This is a genomic window from Pseudomonas sp. NFACC10-1 (assembly GCF_900119195.1).
GTDB classification, from domain to species: domain Bacteria; phylum Pseudomonadota; class Gammaproteobacteria; order Pseudomonadales; family Pseudomonadaceae; genus Aquipseudomonas; species Aquipseudomonas cerasi.
The window spans coordinates 98,455-120,295 of the sequence record NZ_FPJB01000010.1 but is presented as its reverse complement, the minus strand read 5'-3'; the positions used below and the strand labels follow the sequence as shown (position 1 = coordinate 120,295).

Annotated in this window: 19 protein-coding genes; 15 read left to right on the top strand and 4 right to left on the bottom strand. The window is 58.8% G+C overall.

Annotated elements, in window-relative coordinates; genetic code table 11:
- Positions 1–44 precede the first annotated feature (44 nt).
- Positions 45–1,451: a TolC family outer membrane protein gene (locus BT119_RS24215; protein WP_072367051.1), complete on the bottom strand. Its 1,407-nt coding sequence runs from the start codon at positions 1,449–1,451 to the stop codon at positions 45–47.
- A gap of 188 nt (positions 1,452–1,639) precedes the next feature.
- On the opposite strand from BT119_RS24215, the gene BT119_RS24210 reads away from it, so the two are divergent.
- The 12 genes from BT119_RS24210 to BT119_RS24145 all read left to right on the top strand — a co-directional run bounded on the left by BT119_RS24210 (position 1,640) and on the right by BT119_RS24145 (position 13,567).
- Entirely contained in the window at positions 1,640–2,269 is a 630-nt protein-coding gene (locus BT119_RS24210; protein WP_003430735.1) for a DUF1780 domain-containing protein, read from the top strand.
- A complete protein-coding gene (locus tag BT119_RS24205) occupies positions 2,266–2,799 on the top strand; it encodes an MOSC domain-containing protein (protein WP_003430737.1) in 534 nt (177 codons plus the stop codon). The genes BT119_RS24210 and BT119_RS24205 overlap by 4 nt, the downstream gene beginning before the upstream one ends.
- A 216-nt stretch (positions 2,800–3,015) precedes the next feature.
- Positions 3,016–4,314, top strand: a complete 1,299-nt coding sequence (locus BT119_RS24195) for an NAD(P)/FAD-dependent oxidoreductase (RefSeq protein ID WP_003430739.1) — start codon at positions 3,016–3,018, stop codon at positions 4,312–4,314.
- Between the two features lie 535 nt (positions 4,315–4,849).
- Entirely contained in the window at positions 4,850–6,067 is a 1,218-nt protein-coding gene (locus BT119_RS24185; protein ID WP_072367048.1) for a methyl-accepting chemotaxis protein, read from the top strand.
- Positions 6,068–6,076: 9 nt separating this feature from the next.
- Positions 6,077–6,445: a response regulator gene (locus BT119_RS24180; RefSeq protein WP_002553206.1), complete on the top strand. Its 369-nt coding sequence runs from the start codon at positions 6,077–6,079 to the stop codon at positions 6,443–6,445.
- 23 nt (positions 6,446–6,468) lie between these two features.
- Positions 6,469–6,759, top strand: a complete 291-nt coding sequence (locus tag BT119_RS24175; protein WP_003371244.1) for an STAS domain-containing protein — start codon at positions 6,469–6,471, stop codon at positions 6,757–6,759.
- Positions 6,760–6,805: 46 nt separating this feature from the next.
- The gene (locus tag BT119_RS24170) at positions 6,806–8,917 is read left to right on the top strand and encodes a chemotaxis protein CheA (RefSeq protein WP_058416302.1); all 2,112 of its coding nucleotides are present in this window, start codon (positions 6,806–6,808) and stop codon (positions 8,915–8,917) included.
- A gap of 30 nt (positions 8,918–8,947) precedes the next feature.
- Complete coding sequence (locus BT119_RS24165; RefSeq protein WP_072367047.1) at positions 8,948–10,603, top strand: methyl-accepting chemotaxis protein; 1,656 nt, start codon at positions 8,948–8,950, stop codon at positions 10,601–10,603.
- A 36-nt stretch (positions 10,604–10,639) separates the two neighbouring features.
- The gene (locus tag BT119_RS24160) at positions 10,640–11,179 is read left to right on the top strand and encodes a chemotaxis protein CheW (protein ID WP_005745466.1); all 540 of its coding nucleotides are present in this window, start codon (positions 10,640–10,642) and stop codon (positions 11,177–11,179) included.
- Between the two features lie 9 nt (positions 11,180–11,188).
- Positions 11,189–11,998: a CheR family methyltransferase gene (locus BT119_RS24155; protein WP_054082220.1), complete on the top strand. Its 810-nt coding sequence runs from the start codon at positions 11,189–11,191 to the stop codon at positions 11,996–11,998.
- Positions 11,995–12,528 (top strand): chemoreceptor glutamine deamidase CheD, encoded by a 534-nt coding sequence (gene cheD / locus BT119_RS24150; protein WP_003371235.1) that lies wholly within the window; start codon positions 11,995–11,997, stop codon positions 12,526–12,528. Before BT119_RS24155 ends, cheD begins: the two co-directional genes overlap by 4 nt.
- Positions 12,491–13,567 carry a protein-glutamate methylesterase/protein-glutamine glutaminase gene (locus BT119_RS24145; protein WP_003430751.1) on the top strand — a complete coding sequence of 359 codons (1,077 nt, stop codon included), beginning with the start codon at positions 12,491–12,493 and terminating at the stop codon, positions 13,565–13,567. Before cheD ends, BT119_RS24145 begins: the two co-directional genes overlap by 38 nt.
- A 94-nt stretch (positions 13,568–13,661) precedes the next feature.
- Here the strand turns inward: BT119_RS24145 and BT119_RS24140 are convergent, their stop codons facing one another.
- The 3 genes from BT119_RS24140 to BT119_RS24130 all read right to left on the bottom strand — a co-directional run bounded on the left by BT119_RS24140 (position 13,662) and on the right by BT119_RS24130 (position 18,128).
- Entirely contained in the window at positions 13,662–14,465 is an 804-nt protein-coding gene (locus BT119_RS24140) for a type III secretion system effector phosphothreonine lyase (RefSeq protein ID WP_058416301.1), read from the bottom strand.
- A 165-nt stretch (positions 14,466–14,630) separates the two neighbouring features.
- Entirely contained in the window at positions 14,631–15,908 is a 1,278-nt protein-coding gene (locus BT119_RS27320; protein WP_371857188.1) for a cellulase family glycosylhydrolase, read from the bottom strand.
- A 114-nt stretch (positions 15,909–16,022) separates the two neighbouring features.
- Complete coding sequence (locus tag BT119_RS24130) at positions 16,023–18,128, bottom strand: NUDIX hydrolase (RefSeq protein WP_175550607.1); 2,106 nt, start codon at positions 18,126–18,128, stop codon at positions 16,023–16,025.
- Between the two features lie 704 nt (positions 18,129–18,832).
- Here BT119_RS24130 and BT119_RS24120 point away from each other — a divergent pair.
- The 3 genes from BT119_RS24120 to BT119_RS24110 all read left to right on the top strand — a co-directional run bounded on the left by BT119_RS24120 (position 18,833) and on the right by BT119_RS24110 (position 21,836).
- The gene (locus BT119_RS24120) at positions 18,833–19,846 is read left to right on the top strand and encodes a LacI family DNA-binding transcriptional regulator (protein ID WP_072367044.1); all 1,014 of its coding nucleotides are present in this window, start codon (positions 18,833–18,835) and stop codon (positions 19,844–19,846) included.
- Positions 19,847–20,104: 258 nt separating this feature from the next.
- On the top strand, positions 20,105–21,049 hold the full coding sequence (locus BT119_RS24115; RefSeq protein ID WP_072367043.1) for a substrate-binding domain-containing protein: 945 nt from the start codon (positions 20,105–20,107) through the stop codon (positions 21,047–21,049).
- Between the two features lie 10 nt (positions 21,050–21,059).
- The gene (locus tag BT119_RS24110; RefSeq protein WP_003371222.1) at positions 21,060–21,836 is read left to right on the top strand and encodes an ATP-binding cassette domain-containing protein; all 777 of its coding nucleotides are present in this window, start codon (positions 21,060–21,062) and stop codon (positions 21,834–21,836) included.
- Positions 21,837–21,841: the final 5 nt, after the last annotated feature.

Below are 21,841 nucleotides of genomic sequence, written 5' to 3'. Positions count from 1 at the left end.
GCACCCGGATTGCAACTGTTCAGCTACGCACTCAAAAAATGCATCTAAAGACCCGGCGGTAAAAAGTCCTTGGCCGGGTCGTAGTCCTGCTTTAGATAGATCGCCAGCGCCCTAAGATCATCAGGGCTCAGCGTACCCGCTGCCTGTTTAAGCTTGAGGTTGTCGAGAATGTAGTCATACCGGGCATTGTTGTAATCACGAACTGCGGCATACAACTGACGCTGGGCATTGAGTACGTCGGCGATGTTGCGCGACCCCACATCAACGCCGACCTGATTGGCTTCCACGGATTTCTGACCGGAAACGATGCTTTGGCGTCGGGCTGCAATCTGCTCTATGCCCGTATTGATGCCGCGAAACGCATTACGCGTATTCAGCACCACTTCGCGGCGGCGGTCTTCCTGTTCGTCCTGGCTCTGATAAAGACGCTCGGTGGACTCCTTGATCTGGGAGTTGGTCATTCCGCCCGAGTAAAGAGGGATATTGAGTTCAATGCCGATGCTGCTTTGGGCAACATTGTCGCGATAGCCGTTAGCACCGAAGTCAGTCGGGTTGCTGTAGCCAAAGCTGTCGTTATCACCTTTGCGATAAGAAGCAACAGCGTCAACCGTGGGGGCATGCCCGGCTTTACGCTGATTAAGTGTTTGCTCGGCAGCACTAACTGCACGCTCGCTGGCTTGCAGCTCAAGATTCTGCCGCACGGCAACGTCGACCCAGGCTCGGGCGTCATTGGGTACGGGAGCCTCAACCGGCATCTGGTGCCTCATGCCTGCAATTGACGTGTAGCTGTGCTTGGTCAGGCGTTCCAGCGCTTCATAGGCATCATCTACTTTTCGCTGCACCAGTTGCCGGTTGGCGCGAGCATTGTCATAGGCGGCCTGGGCGTCATACACGTCAGTGATGCTTGAAGCACCGTCTTCCAGTCGGCCCTGAGCCTGATCGCGCTGACGCAACAGCGCAGCCTCTTCCGCCTGAGCGGCTGCGAAAGCGTCCAGTTGGCGCAGTGTTTCGAAGTAGGCCTGGGCAGCAGTCAGCAGCAGGTTTTGCTCTTTGGCGGACAGCTCAAGCTCCGCCTGATCCACGCTCGATTGCGCAGCCTTCAATTGAAACCAGCGATCAATGCGGAACAACGGCTGACTGAGATTCGCACGAAACGTTGTGCCACTTCGCTCACGGCTCAAGGAAGGCTCGTCCCGCTCCAGACGGGTAACTTCAGACGTTGCCCCGGCGGTGAGATTCGGCAGCAGGCCTGCCCGAGCCTGAGGCACGGCTTCGCGTTGCGCGTTATAGGCATGACGTGCGGCAGACAATTGCGCATCGTTAAGTGATGCTGCCTGATAAACACTCAGTAAGTCAGCATGCTGTTGAGCTTGCTCTCGAGCGAACACAGTTTCGCCGCACGCACAGGCGCAGGTCAGGATCACCAGAACGAGCGGGGGAAAGGGATTCATCTACGTTCCATGCGAAAAGAATTCCTGAGTGCCATTAAATTGGCTTGTCATGAGTTCGGCGTAAACGAAGAAAGCTTTAGTCGGCTGAAAGGTTTTTTCGCTGACGCTCAAGGTCCAAGCGAAAAACTACCGAAAACACCTCAGTCTTTGTTTATCACCTTCACATTTGGGCGGTAAGCTAGCGCCCTATGGATGACTCAGACTACCTACGCCTGTTGACGATCCAGGCCGAACAAGCCAACGCCTTTCTTTCCAATGCGCGGAAGTGGGAGCGTGAGCGCTGGGTTTGTCAGCGCCTGTTGCAGGGGCTGAACATTGCGCATCGCAATGAGGACTTCACGCCTGCCACTCAGGAGCCGCCGGATGTGCTGTTTCGTGACGGGCGTTTCGAGGTGTTTTTCGTGCTGGACGAGGGGCGGCGTCTCAATGACGAGTGGCGTGAGGAGCTGGCGCGACGACGTAGCGCTTTTTCGTTGAGCCAACTGGTACGTCGGGAGGCCAAGCCCAAGCGGATTCCCGCCTCTGAACTGCTGCACCGACTTGCCCCTACCCTGCGCAAGAAATCCACCAATTATCGCGAACGCGGCATCGACTTGGGCGGGCTGGATATCATCGCCTTCGCCAGCCTCAAGCGCGAGGTGCTGGACCTCAACAGTCACTTTCCACCACCGACCGAATACCTGCGTCAGGGCTGGCGCTCGTTGTCGCTGGTGGGGCCGACCTTCGCTCGGGTATTGTTCGCGCATCCCGGCGCTCCGGATTTTCTGCGTACCAATCTGGGGCGCAGTGTCGTTTTCGATGTTGGAATCAGTTTATGAGCCCCTTGCAGGAACTGCTGGCCGATGTGCCTCAACAAGGTCGCGTGCGCTGGATAGGCGTGCGTCCGCAATCGCGGGTCGAGATGATCGAGCTGGATGCCGTGGAAGCGCGTCGCGAAGCGGGTCTGACCGGCGATCACTCGCGGCCCGGCCCGCGCAATGCGCGGCAGGTGACGCTGATCCAGTGGGAACATCTGGCGGTGGTTGGCTCGTTGCTGAACCGCGCGGCGGATAACCCCATCGTGCCGCAGGATTTGCGGCGCAATCTGGTGATCAGTGGCATCAACCTGTTCAGCCTGAAGAATCGACGCTTCCGGATCGGTCAGGCGATATTCGAAACCACCGGCTGGTGTCAGCCGTGTGCGCGACTTGAGCAGCGCCTTGGTCACGGGACGTTCCAGGCGGTGCGTGGGCATGGCGGAATCACTGCGCGAGTGTTACAAAGCGGCATCATCCGCCTGGACGATGTGTTGCAGGTCGAGCCGCTGGAAATCACTGATCCCTGGCCCCCTGCCCGTCAGCACGCTTGAGACAACGCATAAATTGAGCAGCCACCTGAACCCGGAACCGCAAAGGTGTGTCGAAGAGTACCTTCAGGCACACCGGGATCCAGTCGAGCGCAGGCCGCTCCTGAACCGGACAGTGTGGTGATGAACCCTTTATTGAGCCTTCTGACGCTATGAGCTGCCTTGCGCTCGCGAAGATCGAGCTCCCCCCGAATTCCTTAAACCTTCCGAGTAATCCTTATGACGCATCGTATTGTTATCGTTGGCGGAGGCGCTGGCGGTCTGGAGCTGGCTACCAGTCTGGGCAAGACCCTGGGCAAGAAAGGCACGGCCAGTGTCACGCTGGTTGATGCCAACCTGACGCATATCTGGAAACCGCTGTTGCACGAAGTGGCTGCCGGTTCGCTCAACTCGTATGAGGACGAGTTGAACTACGTGGCTCAGGCCAAGTGGAACAACTTTCAGTTTCAACTCGGGCGCATGACCGGTCTGGACCGCGCCAGCCGCCAGATTCATCTGGCCGAGACGCTGGATGAAAACGGCGCAGAACTGGTTCCGGCACGCAGCCTGGGTTACGACTCGCTGGTCATCGCCGTGGGCAGCACCACCAACGACTTCGGCACCAAGGGCGCGGCAGAACACTGCCTGTTTCTCGACAGCCGCAAACAGGCCGAGCGCTTTCACCAGCAACTGCTCAACCACTACCTGCGCGCCCACGCCGGCCAAGCCGACAGCGCACAGGAAATCACCGTGGCCATCGTGGGTGCCGGTGCAACCGGTGTCGAGCTGGCGGCAGAACTGCACAACGCGGCGCATGAGCTGGCGGCTTACGGGCTGGGCCAGATCAAGCCGGAAAACCTGCGCATCACGGTGATCGAAGCCGGGCCACGGGTGTTGCCCGCGCTGCCTGAGCGCATCGGCGCGCCGGTGCACAAGACGCTGGAAAAACTCGGTGTGACGGTGCTGACCAATGCGGCAGTCAGTGAAGTGACGGCTGATGGTTTGATCACTGCTACCGGGCAGGTCATTCCGGCGAGCTTGAAGGTCTGGGCGGCAGGTATCCGTGCCCCGGCCTTCCTGCAGGAACTGGATGGCCTGGAAAGCAACCGGATCAATCAGTTGCAAGTGCTGCCGACGCTGCAAACCACCCGTGACGAAAATATCTTCGCCTTCGGTGACTGCGCGGCCTGCCCGCAAAAAGGCACCGACCGCAACGTCCCGCCGCGCGCTCAGGCCGCCCACCAGCAGGCGTCCTTGCTGGTCAAATCGCTGCGCTTACGGATCGAAGGCAAGACGTTGCCTGAGTACACCTACAAGGACTACGGCTCGCTGATCTCGCTGTCGAGCTTCTCGGCGGTCGGCAATCTGATGGGTAACCTGATGGGCAGCGTGATGCTTGAAGGCTGGCTGGCGCGCATGTTCTATGTATCGCTGTACCGCATGCACCAGATGGCGCTGTACGGCACCTTCCGTACCTTGATGCTGATGCTGGGCAGCAAGATCGGCAAAGGCACCGAACCGCGGATGAAGCTGCACTAAGGTACGCCAGACGAGAGGCGTACGGGAGAACGCCGCCGTGCCCGTGCTTCGCGTGGGCATGCCGTTCTGGACGCTCTGCGTTCGCTCTTGACTGTACGGCGCAGCGTAGAACTTGCGACGCAGAGCGTCGTGAACTGCATTCCCACGCTGGAGCGTGAGGAACGATCATCTCACTATCGTGCGGCGCTCTGCGTCGCATGCCATTCCGGACGTTCCGCGTCCTGTTGCGACGCAGAGCGTCGTGAACTGCATTCCCACGCTGGAGCGTGCGGAACGATCATCTCACTATCGTGCGGCGCTCTGCGTCGCATGCCGTTCCGGACGCTCTGCGTCCTCTCCTAAGTGAATCCGGCTGTTCTGCCAACGCGTTTGCTGCGCCGACTTGCGGTGCCCCGAATACCCGCTATTTTTAACAGGATCGGGTTGTGCGCCAAGCAATCGGACGGAAGGCTCTCGTACTGGTATCAAGTTTGTCTGCGGCGCGCAGATAACCATTGAGTCGTGTACAACGCTGCACTGTTCAGGGATCGAACCCATGATGTCGAATCAATTCAGTAGCACTCCTGCGCAACGTCATCCGCGTTTCATCTGGTTCTCACTCATTCCCGTCGTCCCCGCCATTGCCTGGATTCTCTCTCAGTTCGGCATGGGCACCGACAATCTGGTGGCTTGCGCTGCATTGCTGGTGATCGGTTTCGGCGCTTGTGCCTGGTCTGCCCGCTCACAGCAGAACGAAGTGCGCCACGCAGTGGCTCAGGCGCTGGACCATCATCAGGCACATAGCGCTCAAAGCAGCGCCATGGCCTCCAGCGCCCAGTTCAATGAAATCCTCCTTGGTGCCATGCCGATCTGGGCCAAGCAGGTCGAGAGCTCGCGCCAGCAGACCGAAACCGCCATCGTCGAGCTGAGCACGCGTTTCATGGGCATTTCCGAGCGCCTGCAGGAAACCGTGCAGGCGTCGCAGCACGCTGCCGGTGAACTGGACGGTCAGAACGCCGACGGTGCGCTGAAAGTGTTGTCGCAGAGCGACAGCGAACTAAGCCGGGTAATCGACTCGCTCAAATCCACCCAGGCCAGCCGCGACCAGACGCTCTCCCAGGTCCGCAGCCTCACCGCCTACACCGGCGAATTACGCACCATGGCCGCCGACGTTGCAGCGATTGCCGCACAGACCAACCTGCTGGCCCTCAACGCGGCCATCGAGGCGGCGCGTGCCGGTGAAGCGGGCCGTGGCTTTGCCGTGGTGGCCGACGCGGTGCGCAGCCTGTCGAGCAAGTCCAGCGAAACCGGTCAGCAGATGTCCGCCAAGGTCGACATCATCAACAACGCCATCACCCAGCTGGTGCAGGCTGCATCGAGCGGCGCCGATCAGGACAGCCATTCGGTGGCCGCTTCCGAGCAAAGCATTCAGAACGTACTGGAGCGCTTCCAGAGCATCACCGGTCGCCTGGCCGAGTCCGCCGACCTGCTCAAGCAGGAGAGCTACGGGATTCGCGACGAAATGACCGAGGTTCTGGTGAACCTGCAGTTTCAGGACCGGGTCAGCCAGATTCTCGCCCACGTACGCGACAACATCGACTCGTTGCACGCGCACCTTCTGCAGGCTAGCCAATCCCCTGATGAGGCGGTCGCCATCGACGCCCGGCAATGGCTGGCGCGCATGGAGTCCACCTACGCGACCGACGAGCAACGTCGCACTCACCGAGGTGAGTCGGCAGCACAGCAGGATTCGCAGGAAATCACGTTTTTCTAGGAGTAAATCATGGCTAAGAGTGTATTGGTGGTCGACGATTCAAGCAGCGTCCGGCAAGTCGTCGGTATCGCGCTGAAGAGTGCCGGATACGACGTTATCGAAGCCTGTGACGGGAAGGATGCACTGGGCAAGCTCACCGGGCAGAAAGTGCACCTGATCATCAGCGACGTGAACATGCCGAACATGGACGGTATCACTTTCGTCAAGGAAGTGAAGAAGCTGGCCAGCTACAAGTTCACGCCCATCATCATGCTGACCACCGAATCCCAGGAATCGAAAAAGGCCGAAGGTCAGGCCGCAGGCGCCAAGGCGTGGGTCGTCAAACCGTTTCAGCCGGCACAAATGCTCGCAGCGGTTTCCAAGCTGATCCTGCCCTGAGACTCAGGCCCCTGGAGGCCAGCATGCCCACGCCAGACGAGAGCACCAACGACACTGCACGCGTGCAGATAGACGGCGAGTTGACGATCTACACCGTGACCGAACTGGCCGCCAGATTACTGCCACAGATCGGCGCTGCTGCACGCCTGGAGGTTGATCTTTCACAGGTCACCGAGATGGACGGCGCCGGCCTGCAACTGCTGGCAGTAATTCAGCGCGAAGCCGGCAAGACCGGGACTTCGCTGCACCTGACCGGGCAAAGCAAGGCGGTCAGCGAAACCTTCGAGTTATGTAATCCGGGTGTGGTGCTGTAGCGCGTCCATTTGCAGTACGGCCCAGTGATCGATCAAGGAAGTCATCGTGAGTATTAATCTCGATCAGGCACAGCAGACGTTCATCGTTGAAGCGCGTGAACTGTTGCAGGCGATGGAGGAATCCCTCCTGCAACTCGAAAGCGAGCCCGGCGACCAGGACGCGATCGGCGCGGTTTTCCGCGCAGCGCACACCATCAAAGGCTCGGCCGGACTGTTCGGGCTGACGCCTATCGTCAGTTTTACTCACATCGTCGAAGACGTGCTGGATCGTCTGCGTGAAGGCAGCGTTTCGGTAAGCGCCGAGCTGATCGCCGTGCTGCTCAAATCCGGCGATCACATGCTTGAGTTGATCGACGTGGTCGCCAGCCGTGGCGAGCAGTTGCAGCCGCCTGCTCTGGAACGCGAGGCAGCGCTGCGTCAGGCGTTGCAGGTCTTCCAGGCACCGGCCAGCGCCGGGGCCGCTGACAGCACTAGTGCGTCGGTCGTCAGTGATGATGAACAGTCAGCCGAGGTGCTCTGGCATATCTCGCTGCGCTTTGGCGTGGATGTGTTTCGCAACGGCATGGACCCACTGTCGTTCCTGCGCTACCTCAATACCCTGGGGCAGATGGTCCAGGTCACGACGGTAACCGACGGTATTCCAGCAGTTGAGGCGTGGGACCCGGAATCCTGCCACTTGGGTTTCGAGATCGATTTCCGCTCTGCTGCCGGGCACGCCGCAATCAACGAAGTCTTCGATTTCGTACGTGAAGACTGCGCCGTGGAAATCACCCCGGTGAACGAGACGCCAGACCACCTTGAGCCTACCGGCACCGAACTGGTCTCGCAGCCCGAGCACAGCCCTCTGGTGGCCAGCGGCGAACTGCTGGGCGATCAGCGCGCAGTGCCTCGTACGCCCGCAACGGCAACGGCAACCGCTGTAGAGCGCCCTTCTTCGGCCAGCGAGCAGAAAAACAAGGATGGCCGCTATGTGCGGGTCAACGCCGACAAGCTCGACGAGCTGATCAATCTGGTCGGCGAGCTGGTCATTGCCAGCGCTGGTGCCAGCCTGCTGGCCAAGTCGTGCGACAACGACCCGCTTCAGGAAGCCAGTTCCACCGTATCGGGGCTGGTCGAGCAGATTCTGGATGGCGCGCTGCACCTGCGCATGATCCCCATCGGCGATACCTTCAATCGCTTCCGCCGCGTGGTGCGCGATGTCAGCCAGGAACTGGGCAAGGACATTGACCTGATCATCAATGGTGCGGAGACCGAACTGGACAAGACCGTCGTCGAAAAGATCGGCGACCCGCTCATGCACCTGCTGCGCAATTCCATGGACCACGGCATCGAGAGCGCCGAAGCACGTCGCGCAGCAGGCAAACCGGCCAAAGGTCATTTGAGCCTCAACGCGTACCACGACTCGGGCAGCATCGTCATTGAAATCGCCGACGACGGGGCCGGACTCAACCGCGAGCGCATCCTCGACAAGGCCCAGCAACGCGGACTGGTGGCGGCCGGCGCAAGCCTCACCGATCAGGAAATCTACAACCTGATTTTCGAGCCAGGTTTTTCCACTGCCGAGGCCGTCACCAACCTTTCGGGGCGCGGTGTCGGCATGGACGTGGTCAAGCGCAACATCACCTTGCTGCGCGGCACGGTGGATCTGGACAGTCAGCCCGGTCAGGGCACCATCGTGCGCATCCGCCTGCCGCTGACGCTGGCGATCATCAACGGTTTTCTGGTCGGTATCGATCAGTCGACGTACGTGATCCCGCTGGACATGGTGCAGGAATGCATCGAGCTGGACGAACACAACCGGCAGTTGACCCGCGACAGCGGCTACCTGGACCTGCGTGGCGAAGTGCTGCCGCTGGTCTACCTGCGTGACCACTTCAATCATGAAGGCCCGGCCGCCAGGCGCCAGAACGTGGTGGTGGTGCGTTACGCAGAGCACAAGGCCGGTCTGGTGGTCGATGACCTGCTTGGCGAGTTCCAAACCGTTATCAAACCTCTGGGCAAGCTGTTCGGCGCGCTGCGCGGCATCAGCGGCTCGACGATTCTGGGCAGCGGCGCGGTGGCGTTGATTCTCGACATACCCGCCCTGCTCAACCAGATCGTACAAATGGAGGCCCGCTCGACCCAGGCGCCTCAATCCCTGTTGCCCACTTCTCGCTGACGGATTCGCAATTCCCAAGGAGTTACTTCAATGAAATGGTTCTACGATCTGAAGATTTCCACCAAGCTGATTACCTCGTTTCTGGTGGTTCTGGCGTTGACCGCGGCCATGGGAGTCTTTGCCATCATCCAGCTCGGCCAGGTCAACCAGGCCGCTCAGGACATCAAGGAAAACTGGATGCCGTCCATGCGCGCGGCTTCGGGCATGCGCTTCTTCGCCGCCAACTATCGCTTGAAGGAAAACCGCCATATTGCAGCCGACACCGCCCAGGAAAAGGCGCAGATGGAGCTTGAAGCAGCGGACTCTCGCAAACAGTTCGAAACCCGCCTGGCCACCTATGACAAGCTGGTGGTCAGTGACGAAGATCGCCAACTGTTCAATGGCGTTACCTCGACATGGGCTGCGTACCTCAAGAGCAGCAACGAGTTGTTCGACATGTCCCGTCAGGGCCTCGAAGCCCAGGCACGAGAACTGTTGAAGGGCGAGTCCAAAACGCATTTCGACGAAGTGACCAGTCAGTTGCAAAAAATGGTCGAGCTCAACGACGCCGGGGCGACTGCTGCTGGTGACAAAGGCACCACGCTGTACGAAAACGCACGCATCTCGATCGTCGTCGTGCTGGTTGCAGCCTTGTTGATCGGTCTAGGCCTGGCGCTGTTCATCGCCCGGATCATCTCCCGCCCGCTGAAAGAGGCTGCAACGGCCGCCGAGCAGCTGGCAGAGGGCAACCTCAACGCCCACATCGGCCACGGTTCCAAGGACGAGACCGGCATGGTGCTCAACGCCATGCGCAACATGGTCGGCAAGCTGTCGCACATCATCGGCGAAGTGCGTAATGCCGCCGACAACCTGGCCAGTGCCTCGGAAGAAGTCAGCGCCACCGCTCAGTCGATGAGCCAGGCCACCAGCGAGCAGGCCGCCAGCGTCGAAGAGACCAGCGCGTCGGTCGAGCAGATGAGCGCCAGCATCAACCAGAACACCGAGAACGCCAAAGTCACCGATGGCATGGCCAGCAAGGCCGCCAAGGAGGCCACCGATGGCGGCGAATCGGTGCAGCAGACCGTTGTGGCGATGAAGAAAATCGCCCAGCGCATCAGCATCATCGACGACATCGCTTACCAGACCAACCTGCTCGCCCTCAACGCTGCCATCGAAGCCGCGCGTGCCGGCGAACATGGCAAGGGGTTTGCGGTTGTGGCCGCCGAGGTGCGCAAGCTGGCCGAACGCAGCCAGGTGGCCGCGCAGGAAATCGGCGAGTTGTCGTCGAGCAGCGTGGACATGGCCGAGAAGGCCGGCAAGTTGCTGGACGAGATGGTGCCCTCGATCAACAAGACCTCCGACCTTGTGCAGGAAATCAGTGCCGCGTCGGAAGAGCAGGCAGCCGGTGTGGCGCAGATCAACACTGCCATGACCCAGCTCAACCAGGTCACCCAGCAAAACGCATCGAGCAGCGAAGAACTGGCGGCCACAGCTGAAGAAATGAGCAGCCAGGCCGAACAACTGCAACAGGCCATGAGTTTCTTCACCCTCGACGCATCGCCACGGGCCGTCGCGCAGAACGCTACGTTCGACAGCCGCAACAGCCCGAACCGTCAGCCTCCGCGCCCTCCACAGCAGGCTCCGCGCAAGGCATTTGCGCAAAGCATGTCGGGCGCCCCGGACGAATCGGAATTTACCCGTTTCTGATTGCCGGCTTCGATAGAGACTCCAGGGGAGAACGACATGGGCTCATTGGTCACGACTCGGCAGACCGCAGCGACGGTCGAAGAAGAGGCGCAGTACCTGACTTTCATGCTCGGTGGCGAGATGTTCGCCATCGGCATTCTGGGCATCAAGGAAATCATCGAGTACGGCAGCCTGACGGTGGTGCCGATGATGCCCGCCTTCGTACGCGGGGTGATCAATCTGCGCGGCGCGGTGGTGCCGGTGGTCGATCTGTCGGCGCGCTTCGGGCGGCAGAACTCGGATATCACTCGGCGTTCGTGCGTGATCATCATCGAGGCCAACAGCGAGGACGGCCAGCCGCAGGACATCGGTCTGCTGGTCGACAATGTCTCGGCGGTGCTGGAGATTCCGGCGTCGCAGATCGAGCCGCCGCCGAACTTCGGTGCGCGAATTCGCGCCGACTTCATCAGCGGCATGGCCAAGGTCGACGGCAAGTTCGTGATCGTTCTTGAGGTCGACCGCGTGTTGTCCATCGATGAAATGTCCAGCCTTGCCGAGGCAAGCCAGTCGCTGCCGCCCGACGTCGATGCGACGTGAGGTCTGCACATGCCTGATACAGCGTCGCTCACCGATCGCGAATTCGGCCAGTTCCAGAACTGGCTGTACAACGCTGCGGGCATCAAACTGACGCTGGCCAAGAAAGCGCTGGTCGCCGGCCGCCTGTTCAAGCGTCTCAAGCATTACGAGCTGGACAACTATGGCGAGTATTTCAAGCTGATCATGAACGATCAGCGCAACGGCGAGCTGCAAGTGGCGCTAGACCTGCTGACCACCAACGAAACGTATTTCTTCCGCGAACCCAAGCACTTCGATTTTCTGCGTCAGCAGGTGCTGCCCAAGGTCACGCACGGCAAAATGTTCCGTATCTGGAGCGCTGCCAGTTCGTCTGGCGAAGAGCCCTACAGCCTGGCCATGACCCTGGCCGAACAACTGGGCACAACCTCTTGGGAAGTGGTCGGTTCGGACATCAGTACCCGCGTGCTGAGCAAGGCGCGCAGCGGTCACTACCCCATGGAACGCACCGAGACGTTACCGCAACCTTTGCTGTTCAAATACTGTCTGAAAGGCATAGGTCGCCAGGAAGGGACCTTCCTGATCGACAAGTCGTTGCGCAGCCGGGTCAGTTTCGTGCAGGTCAATCTCAATGACACCCTGCCGGATCTGGGCGAGTTCGACGTAATCTTCCTGCGCAACGTGATGATTTATTTCGATCAGGAAACCAAAAGCAAAGTGGTGGCGCGGTTGATCCCGCGTCTCAAGCCAGGAGGCTATTTCATCATCAGCCACTCAGAAAGCCTGAACGGTGTAAATGACATGTTGAAAATGGTCTCCCCTTCGATTTACCGCAAACCATGAACACGCCTGTCGGTGTAGCCGAAATAGTGCTGGGGCCTGGCGAAGTGGTCTTTCAGACCCGGCCGACTCGCCTGCGCACGTTGCTGGGTTCATGCGTGGCGATTACCTTCTGGCACCCGTGGCGGCGTATTGGCGGCATGTGCCACTTCATGTTGCCCGGGCGCATACGCAGGCATCAGCCACTGGACGGCAGGTACGCTGACGAAGCGATGGAAATACTCATTCGCCATGCGCTGGCCAATGGCACCCTGCCGGAGGAATATCAGGTCAAACTGTTTGGCGGCGGCGAAATGTTTCCAGCTCATCGCCATGACCCGCACATGCAGAACGTCGCTGACAGCAACGTTCATGCGGCGCTTGCGCTGGCCGAACAGCACCGCTTGAAGCTGATGGCTCAGGATCTGGGCAGCACCGGCCATCGCAGCATCATCTTCGACCTGTGGGACGGAAACGTATGGGTCAGGCACCAACCAATGGAAGCAATGGAAAAAGATGCCAAACAAAAAAATCAGCGTACTGCTGGTCGATGATTCGGCCGTGGTACGCCAGGTGCTGGTGGCCATTCTCAACGACACCCCCGATATTCACGTGATGGGTGCGGCGTCAGACCCGATATTCGCCATGAGCAAGCTCGCTCAGGAATGGCCGGACGTCATTGTGCTGGACGTGGAAATGCCGCGCATGGACGGCATCACCTTTCTCAAGAAGATCATGAGCGAGCGGCCAACACCGGTGGTGATCTGCTCGTCGCTGACCCAGAAAGGCGCGGAAACCTCATTGCAGGCGCTGTCTGCCGGGGCGGTGGAAATCATCACCAAACCCACCACCGGATTGAAGAACTTCCTCATCGATTCGGCTGCCGAGCTGGTTGCAGCAGTACGCGCAGCAGCCAACTCCAACGTCAGGAACCTCGGCAAGCGCACCGCCGCCCCAGTGCTGACCCCGGCCAGCAAACTGACCGCCGATGCCATTTTGCCGGCTGCCAGCGGCCATGCCATGGCACAGACCACTGAACGCATCGTCGCCATCGGCACCTCGACAGGCGGTACACAGGCACTTGAAGCGGTTCTGACGGCCCTGCCCCGCGTCTGTCCCGGCATGGTCATCGTCCAGCACATGCCGGAAAAATTCACCGCATCGTTCGCCGAACGCCTGAACAGCCTGAGTCAGATCGAGGTGCGCGAGGCCAGAAACAACGACCGCATCCTGCCCGGCCTCGCGTTGATCGCCCCCGGCGGCAAACACATGATGGTCACGCGCAGCGGCGCCTACTACCACGTCCAGGTCATCGACGGCCCGCTGGTCAACCGCCATCGTCCTTCGGTGGACGTGCTGTTCCGTTCGGTGGCCAAATTCGCCGGCAAGAACGCCACCGGCATCATCATGACTGGCATGGGCGACGACGGCGCACGCGGGCTCAAGGAAATGCTCGACGCCGGCAGCGCGACAGTGGCTCAGGACGAAGCCAGCTGCGTGGTATTCGGCATGCCCAAGGAAGCGATCAAACTGAACGCGGCGCAGCGGATCATCCCGTTGCAGGAGATTCATCAGGTGATCCTGCACCGGTGAACCCGAAGCTGTCGCCGTGCAACCAGCGTTTCTTTCGACACTCACATTTCACTGTAGAAACCCCGGGCGCACGGCAGCGCTCAGAAAAACAGCCTTATCGGGCCCACGATGGTGTCAGCAAAGCCTGATGGCCAGCGCTGGACCTGGATGACCCTGAAGCCCCGTCAGAGAATGAGACCAACTGGAAAAAAGGCTCTGCCTCCAGGTTCCTGTGCTGATTGGAAGTCCCTGATCGGTTGCTTTTATGCTCATTGCGGTAAGACGCATAGCTCCAGTGCCCAGGGGAGACATCGGAGTCCGGGCGATGGCTGCTCTGCCTCACACCGGCGGCGCTCAACTCCTGTTCGATACTGCTGATCATCCCCCTCATTTTGCCCATGTACTCTGGGCTGTAGGTGTTATCTGCACGGTCAGGCTTGGCGTAGATTGTGAACTGAGCGCCCAGCGCCACACGCTGCTTTGCCGCCGGCATCTCTGCCTGCAGGCACTTCATGTCAGTCACTTTCCACGAGTCCACCGGGCTGTCGCTCGCCTGCAGTATTTTGCCTATCGCATTGAATGCGTTCGGTACATCCTCAGGCGCCACGCTGAGGTGGATCTTGTCTCCGGCAAACTCCCCCTTGCAGTTCGGCTCCAGGCGATCCATATGGATGAACACTTCAGACCCCGTCATCTTGAAATGATTGGCGGCAGTCCAGCCACCGTGATTTTCGCCCAGCGCGCTTTGCGCGACGTCATAAGTGGGGGCACGGTGATTAACGGCAAAACGTGTCTGTGTGTTGGCACGCACTTCGCTCTGATTCAAATGGCGCAATTCTGCACCTGCATCCTTCTTCACAGTCGGCTGGGCAATTGCCGTATTGAGTTTTAAATTGAAGGCGGGTCTGTTGATAGGCATAGCTTTTATACCTGCTACTTATCGGTCATGAAAAAAGGGGGTTGCGCAGATAGCGCAGCCTCTGCGCAACCTCTCCAACTCGCCGCTCTGCACTGGTCGTTGACGACCTCGCAGATAGCTGCCCGCTGAGTGGTCAACAGGCACATCAGGTTCCATGAAACAGGATCAGGAAAACTGATCGCCTTTCGAGAAACCGACATCGTGTTTGATCTTGCCGTTCTCGAACTGGTCCATCCATGGCAGCACATCGGCACCGGCCGCTTTCAGGGCGCCCATGTTGTCTTTCACGGCTTGGTTGGCGCCGTCGCGCTGTTCGAAGTTACCGCCTCCGGTCCAGTTGGCGTTACCGACTTCACCGATTTGCGGCTTGAAGCCCGCGCTCGTAAGCGCCTTGATCTCCGATGACAGACGCGAGGAGGCATCGGCACCGCTGGCGTACTCATGGATGCTGCCGATCAGGCCAGGGTTGTTGCTGCCGTTGGCGGCTTTCAACTGATCAGCGTATTTGACCAGTCCGCTTTCCCCGCCGGCTGTCAGACCACCACCCCAATTGCTGTCCTCCACCACGATGTCGCCTTTGTAACCTGCGTCGCGGGCTGACTTGATCAGCGTGCTCTGCATATCGGCCCAACCTTGAGTGGCACTCTTGCCGCCCTCATTGAACGTATCGAGTACAAAACTCGGATGGTTTCCAAGGGCAGATACTACGTTTTTGACATCGTCGGCGGCTTGTCGGAGCTTGTCGCCGGACAAGACGTTGCCACCACCGCCATTGGCGTTGTCACGAAACGTAAACTGAATCCTGACCCCTTGTTTGTCGCCGGCATCGACCATCGCCTTGAGCTTGGCCATTTGCGCCGGGTCATTGATCTGGTCATGGGTCATCTGGATACGAAGTGTTTCCCCTCCGGCATTTTTCACGTCTTCGACCATTTTTTGCGCTGCCTCAGGAGACGCAATTCGGTCAGGAACCGTATTCGCGCCGCCATGAGAACCCAAGCCAGTGTTATTGAACGGTTGGGTTTGATTTGACTGCTCAGACAGTCCTGAGTCTGGCGTCGAACTGGCAGCGCCGCCGGGAGAAGCAGAAGCTCGACCTGGCCCGGACGAAGCGGGGGACGGGTTCTCGGAAGGGTTATTTGCAGAAGAGTTACTTGCGGAAGAATCACCGAGCAAGCGTTTCAGCAGCGCCTGAATCAGCGTCGTCAACGCCTCGATCAAGTCACTTTGATCGCCCCCTCCTGCTCGTCCATTCCCGGTGGGGGCGGTTGTCGGCGCGCCATTCCCCCAACTCACCGTGTTCGGCGCGCGCCAGGTACTTTCCGGAGGAAGAAAGTGCACGGCATTGCTCGACGATTTACCTGAATAGTCCGGACTCGGAGCCTGGTTGCCCGATGAAACAGGGGACCACCCCGGGCTGTTGTTGCTTACAGAGGTATTCATACTCATTTCATTACTCCTTTTTGTGGAGGTAACGCGTTTGGGTGAACGGGTTTTTGTGCAGGGCTTCAGAAATCCTCTTTATCGTCTGTCAGCGCTCAAGCAGAGGGAGATTCATTAAAAGGGGCCCTTTAGATAAGCCCGCTCTGCGTCTCGCAAGATGGCAATATCCACGGCGTTGGGTAGCAGTCTTTTGGCCTCGGTAATGTTTGCCAGCTTGACGCTTTGAGATTCAAAGCCCATATCGGACGGTGTTCCATCGATCCGTTTGGCAAGGTAATAACGAGTTCGGGATGTTGTTCGGTCGTAGTCACCGATGAAGCCGTGGAACTTCACCAGAAGCCCCGTCTCTTCGTAGACTTCCTTGAGTGCATTGGTCCTCAAGTTCAAACCGGCTTCCTGCTTTCCCTTGGGAAAAGCGTGCGTTGCGCCGAACGGGTGATTGGTCGGCTCGGTGATCCACACCCTGCCGTCGGGCTCAAAAATGATCGCTCCACTGGCGGGAGCAAGGTGCTGGGAACGCTTAAATTCCGGCTCTGTGAAGTTGACCGCCCGGGTTGTAAATCGGCGCCAGCCATCCATTGTGTTGGGGGGCGTAAATGATCTGAACGGCAGGTTGTTCATGCTGCCACGGACAGCGCTGTGGGGTACAAAAACGGCTGTGGCGTATCGATCACGCCACGTATCCAAAGCGCTGGGAGACGTGGGATTTTTAACAGTGACAACATTGCCGCGCTCGTTCTTTTGGCGATGAATATAAGGAAGCGTCTGCTTCATATCGACCAGCCACTTCTTCCGACTGATCAGTCTTTTACCGAGCTCAATGCGTTCGCTGTGATTGCCAGGACCGTGCTCTGCGCAAAGTGCGGCAATACGCGCATCCGGTATTTTTTCTATCGCTGCAATACCCTCGCGGATGTCATTACGCTCGATGTTCCGAAAGACACGACTGGACGAATTGTCTTCACGAGACAGCATCGTGACCAGTTCCATGGGCGTGGTACCAAACTGATTACCCTTGTGCTCCCCTTGGGCGCGGAAGACCAGCGCGCCGCCAAGGTCGATGCGCACAGGTTTGTTACGGTGATTGAAGATGACATTGTCCCCCGTCAGACCGATGACATCCCAGTTCGCCAGCCAGGCATCCACAGCAAAGCCGCACTTCAACTGGCTATTTTTTGCCAGCGTATCGAGGTCTTTGGGGTTCCCTACTATCAGTTTTGAAATCAGTGCGGGCTTGCCTTTGCGGGACGCCAGCTCTATGTCAGGAACATCGATTCCTGCGGCACGGTACAGCCTGGAGGCAAGCACCTCGTTTCGAAGCCTATTGGCAGACGGGTTGGTTTTCACATACCACTTAACGCCATTGGGCGCTTGAAACAATCCACCTGGATTAGAGCCCTTGGCGCCAGAGAGTTGTTTCCATTTGTCAGTCTCGACGAGAGAGAATTCACCTCCCCTCTTGGACCGTCCTAAAACCGTCATGTCGACGACAATGAACTCACCGCTCCGGCGAGCCTGCGTAATTTCGTACCGGTTGGTGATATCCAGAATGACTTCATGTTCACTCTTGCAGGCCACCGATAACGGCAACCGGCTCTCACTGAGTGTCACCCCCTTCGCACCACTGTGGTTGAGCGCGGGAACGGCAGGCATCGCTTTCAGTACAAAAAGAACCGGTGTTTCTTTTTTCCTGTTCGCGTTCACCAGCGCAAAGCCTTGCGAAACGGCTGACACTGTCGAGGCACTGGCCACCCCGGTCGCGGTGTAAACGCCTTTAACCACGCGCAGGCCGTGAATAAGACCATGGGCTATTTCACGACTGCGGTAACCCTTGGAGGTATTCAGTAACAGCGACGCAGTCTCATCATCCAGAGATATCCCCCGATAAAGCACTTTAGGGTGATCCGACTCGGCCAACTCAATGGAGTAGCGCGGTATGGCGGCCCTCAGGTCGGCAAATTCTTCTTCGGTTGTTTCAGAGGCCGTGTACTTCTGCAGCAGTCGCATGAACTCTTTGCCGTCTATCGAATCCAGTACGCTGTCCTGCCGCCCCGCCAAACGACACTCTTCTACAGTATTGAATTGCTCCACTGGAACTCCCTTGCCTCGCCCTCGCGAAACAAAGTTGGGCACTTTATTACTGACAGGCCCCAGTGCCGAGGTACTTTGAGCGTTTGAAAACCCAAGGTGACTGAAATTGTGTTTTACGGGATTTATCATTAAGCCCTCCTGAACGTTCGTCTTGGGACACGCGATGAACATTCGTCCCTGGAATGACAGGCATCAGGACCGTTATCAGACTTGAATGCCATCACCGATACTCACAAGGCAAATAGCCATTTTTCGGGTTGATCCACTCATGGATAACGCCTACTGATAATGAACAGCCCCCAGAAAGCAGCCAGTTGCTATCACCGAGAAAATATTGAAAATAAGCAGAACTTATAATTGGCTGAACGGCATTCATCGCAAACACTCATCGCCCGCAGTTACTGGAAAATTGAGTAAATGAGTGTCGCAGTGTGCTGTGCGGTTCCATTAAGCAAACAAGCGGGCTTCTTCAATGGAGAACCATCACTGTAAGTGATCGACATTCGTGGCGAATGTCTTAAAGCCAATGCAATGAATACCTAAGCTACTTGCGTGACCGTAGTGTGTGAAGTGATCAGACATAAGTCATGCGACAACATATACATAATGCGCCATATTCAGTGACGCACTAAAAGCTCCAGACCGCACACATTTGCCCGAGCAGAGCGTGTCGCCAACGTGCAAAAGGTTAACGAGATCTGGCCGACCAACGCCCCACATGGATTTTTTCGACGTCACCCGCAGAGAAAATCGTCGGGCTGTTCGGGCACGCATGAGAAGATACCGGCACCTCACGTCAATGCTTCGTTTTTCAGGTATAAAATCCGACCGCCATGACCAGACCCGTAACACTTCAGGATGTCGCCAACCATGCCGGCCTTTCCAAGGCTGCGGTGTCGCGCTACCTGAATCGAAGTATCAGCCTGCCGCCGGAAACCGCGAAACGTATCGACACAGCGATCAAGGCGCTGGACTACCGGGGCAACAGTCTGGCCCGACGCCTGAGCAAAGGCGGCAGTGAGACCATCGGTCTGGTGCTGCCGGACATCGCCAACCCGTTTTTTGCCGAGCTGGCAGACGCGGCCGAGGAAGAGGCGTCCGCCAACGGGTATAACCTGGTGCTGTGTGTCACCCGCAACCTGCTTGAACGTGAAAGCACCTTTGTGCGCTGGCTGGATTCACGTAACGTCGATGGCTTGCTACTGGTCAGCAACCGTCCGGACGACGGCACGCTGGCCAGTCAGTTGGCGAGCTACCGCAATATCATTCTGCTCGACGAAGACGTTCCCGGCACCTCGCAGCCCAAAGTGTTCGCCGACAACCATCAGGGTGGTCGCCTGGCGACTGACTATCTGATCCGCCATGGCCATCGACGCATCGCTCATGTGTCCGGGCCGTCGGCCTTGATGAGTGCCCGCGAGCGCTATGCCGGCTACCGGGAAGCGCTGGCGCTGGCGGGCATCGCAGAGGTGCCGGAATACCTGTGCTTTGGGGATTACAGCCGTGAGTTCGGGCGTATCGCAACCGCTCAGTTGCTCACCCTGCCCCACCCTCCGGAGGCGATTTTCGCCGCCAGTGACTTCATCGCTCTGGGCGTGCTCGATGTCCTGCGTGAGCGCAATATCAGCGTGCCCGGTGCCATGTCGCTGGTGGGTTTCGATGACGCCGTGTACGCCAGTCTGCTGACCCCACCGCTGTGTACCATCCGCCAGTCCTCCAGGGAGCTTGGCCGTCTCGGCGTGGCGCAATTGCTGCAGCGCATGGCGGGCGGCGACTGTACACAGGACGTCGTGCGCGTACCCGTAGAGTTGGTCTGCCGGGGCACGGTAGCAACGCGCAGTGACTGATTGCGGGGCAACCAGTAACACCCGGCCTTAAATCGGTGCACTGCCATCGGCATCCTGAAAAGCCGATGATTGCGGAAAACTGTGGCGCATCAAGGACGTACGGTGACTGGCCGGGATCGTGAAAAAAATGGCACACAATCTGCTTTCTCCAGTTCTCAAACCTGAAGACAAAGCTCATTTGTCTTTTTTTTGAAACGGTTGGTAAACCGGTTTACCGATCTGATTTGCCACACCGGCAAACAGACTAGGAGGATGGCAATGCTGCGTTTTAGCAAGCGTTTCACCCTGACCCTCGGCGCTGTTCTGGCCTTGGCGTTGTCACCCATTATTCAGGCCCAGACCGGCAAACGTCTGGCTCTGGTACAGGTCAACCAGCAGGCGCTGTATTTCACCCAGATTACCCAGGGCGCACAGGCTGCGGCGAAAGCTGCCGGAGCAGAGCTGGTGGTGTTCAACGCCAACGACAATCCGGCAGCCCAGAACGACGCCATCGAGGCCTATATTCAGGACAAGGTCGACGCCATTCTGGTCTGCGCCATCGACGTCAACGGTATCAAACCTGCGGTCACCGCAGCTGCGCAGGCGGGAATCCCGGTGGTGGCAATCGACGCTGTGATTAATGGCGACAATGCCGTACAGGTCGGCGTGGATAACCGCGAGGCAGCCCGACAGATCGGCCAGTACACCGGCGAATACATCAACCGCGAACTGGCGGGCAAAGCCAGCATCGGCGTGGTCGGAGCCCTCGGCTCTTATGTACAGAATCTGCGTCTGGACGGTTTCCGCGAGGGCCTGGCAAAGACCGCCAGCCAGGCGAAGATCGTCAATACCGTCGACGGTAACAATGTGCAGGACACCGCCCAGGCGGCGGCGGAAAACCTGCTGACCGCCAACCCTGATCTGCAGATCATTTATGCCACTGGCGAACCCGCCCTGATTGGCTCGGTTGCCGCGAGCATGTCGCAAGGTGCGGGCGAGCGGGTCAGGATTTTCGGGTGGGACCTGTCCTCTCAGGCAGTGCAGGGTCTGGATGACGGCTCTGTCGCGGTGGTGGTGCAACAGAACACGCAGGCCATGGGCAAGACGGCGGTGGAGTCGGCACTGGCACTGTTGTCCGGAAAAACCGTGGCTCGCGAACAGAGTATTCCCGTCACGCTGGTGACCAAAGCCAACCTGGCAGCCTATCGCGCCGAACTCAAATAAGGGGCTCAGCATGCAGACGCCTGGCGAAGTGCCTCGGGTACAGATGAGTGCCATCACTAAACACTATGGCTCGATAGCCTCGTTACGCGGTGTCGATCTGCTGTTGCAGCCCGGTGAAGTGCTGGGGCTGGTGGGCGACAACGGCGCAGGCAAATCCACGCTGACCAAGATTCTGTCAGGTGCGGAGTTACCCACCAGCGGACGAATCGCCATCGATGGCGAGGAAGTCAGTTTCAGCGGTCCGGCAGATGCACAGCGCTGCCATATCCAGATGGTGTATCAGGACCTGTCGCTGTGTGACACCGTCGATGTGGCCGGAAACCTCTTCATGGGCCGCGAACCGATGCGCCGCGTGCTCGGCGTGCCGTTGCTCGATGAGACGCGCATGCACCGCGAAGCACGGCAGATTCTTGAAGCATTGGGCATCACCATTCCGGATACCCGCGCGCAGGTACGACACCTTTCCGGTGGCCAGCGCCAGGCCGTTGCGATTGCCCGCGCGGCCGCCTTCGGGCCTAAGGTTCTGATCATGGACGAGCCCACCGCTGCCCTCGCGGTAGCCGAAGTCGAAGCGGTGCTGGAGTTGATTCGTACCATCAGCCGCCAAGGCGTCAGCGTGATTCTGATCACCCACAGGTTGCAGGACCTGTTTCTGGTCTGTGACCGCCTCATGGTGATGTATGACGGCGCCAATCTGGCCGAGCGAAGGATCGCCGACACCGACCTCAACGAGGTCGTCGAACTCATCGTCGGGCACAAATTCACTGCCCGCTCCGCTAGCGCCTGAAAGGA

Bases quoted from the DNA above. Each gene is read 5' to 3' on its own strand.
- BT119_RS24215 (WP_072367051.1), bottom strand. From the start codon at position 1,451: ATGAATCCCTTTCCCCCGCTCGTTCTGGTGATCCTGACCTGCGCCTGT.
- BT119_RS24210 (WP_003430735.1), top strand. From the start codon at position 1,640: ATGGATGACTCAGACTACCTACGCCTGTTGACGATCCAGGCCGAACAA.
- BT119_RS24205 (WP_003430737.1), top strand. From the start codon at position 2,266: ATGAGCCCCTTGCAGGAACTGCTGGCCGATGTGCCTCAACAAGGTCGC.
- BT119_RS24195 (WP_003430739.1), top strand. From the start codon at position 3,016: ATGACGCATCGTATTGTTATCGTTGGCGGAGGCGCTGGCGGTCTGGAG.
- BT119_RS24185 (WP_072367048.1), top strand. From the start codon at position 4,850: ATGATGTCGAATCAATTCAGTAGCACTCCTGCGCAACGTCATCCGCGT.
- BT119_RS24180 (WP_002553206.1), top strand. From the start codon at position 6,077: ATGGCTAAGAGTGTATTGGTGGTCGACGATTCAAGCAGCGTCCGGCAA.
- BT119_RS24175 (WP_003371244.1), top strand. From the start codon at position 6,469: ATGCCCACGCCAGACGAGAGCACCAACGACACTGCACGCGTGCAGATA.
- BT119_RS24165 (WP_072367047.1), top strand. From the start codon at position 8,948: ATGAAATGGTTCTACGATCTGAAGATTTCCACCAAGCTGATTACCTCG.
- BT119_RS24160 (WP_005745466.1), top strand. From the start codon at position 10,640: ATGGGCTCATTGGTCACGACTCGGCAGACCGCAGCGACGGTCGAAGAA.
- BT119_RS24155 (WP_054082220.1), top strand. From the start codon at position 11,189: ATGCCTGATACAGCGTCGCTCACCGATCGCGAATTCGGCCAGTTCCAG.
- cheD (WP_003371235.1), top strand. From the start codon at position 11,995: ATGAACACGCCTGTCGGTGTAGCCGAAATAGTGCTGGGGCCTGGCGAA.
- BT119_RS24145 (WP_003430751.1), top strand. From the start codon at position 12,491: ATGCCAAACAAAAAAATCAGCGTACTGCTGGTCGATGATTCGGCCGTG.
- BT119_RS24140 (WP_058416301.1), bottom strand. From the start codon at position 14,465: ATGCCTATCAACAGACCCGCCTTCAATTTAAAACTCAATACGGCAATT.
- BT119_RS27320 (WP_371857188.1), bottom strand. From the start codon at position 15,908: ATGAATACCTCTGTAAGCAACAACAGCCCGGGGTGGTCCCCTGTTTCA.
- BT119_RS24130 (WP_175550607.1), bottom strand. From the start codon at position 18,128: ATGATAAATCCCGTAAAACACAATTTCAGTCACCTTGGGTTTTCAAAC.
- BT119_RS24120 (WP_072367044.1), top strand. From the start codon at position 18,833: ATGACCAGACCCGTAACACTTCAGGATGTCGCCAACCATGCCGGCCTT.
- BT119_RS24115 (WP_072367043.1), top strand. From the start codon at position 20,105: ATGCTGCGTTTTAGCAAGCGTTTCACCCTGACCCTCGGCGCTGTTCTG.
- BT119_RS24110 (WP_003371222.1), top strand. From the start codon at position 21,060: ATGCAGACGCCTGGCGAAGTGCCTCGGGTACAGATGAGTGCCATCACT.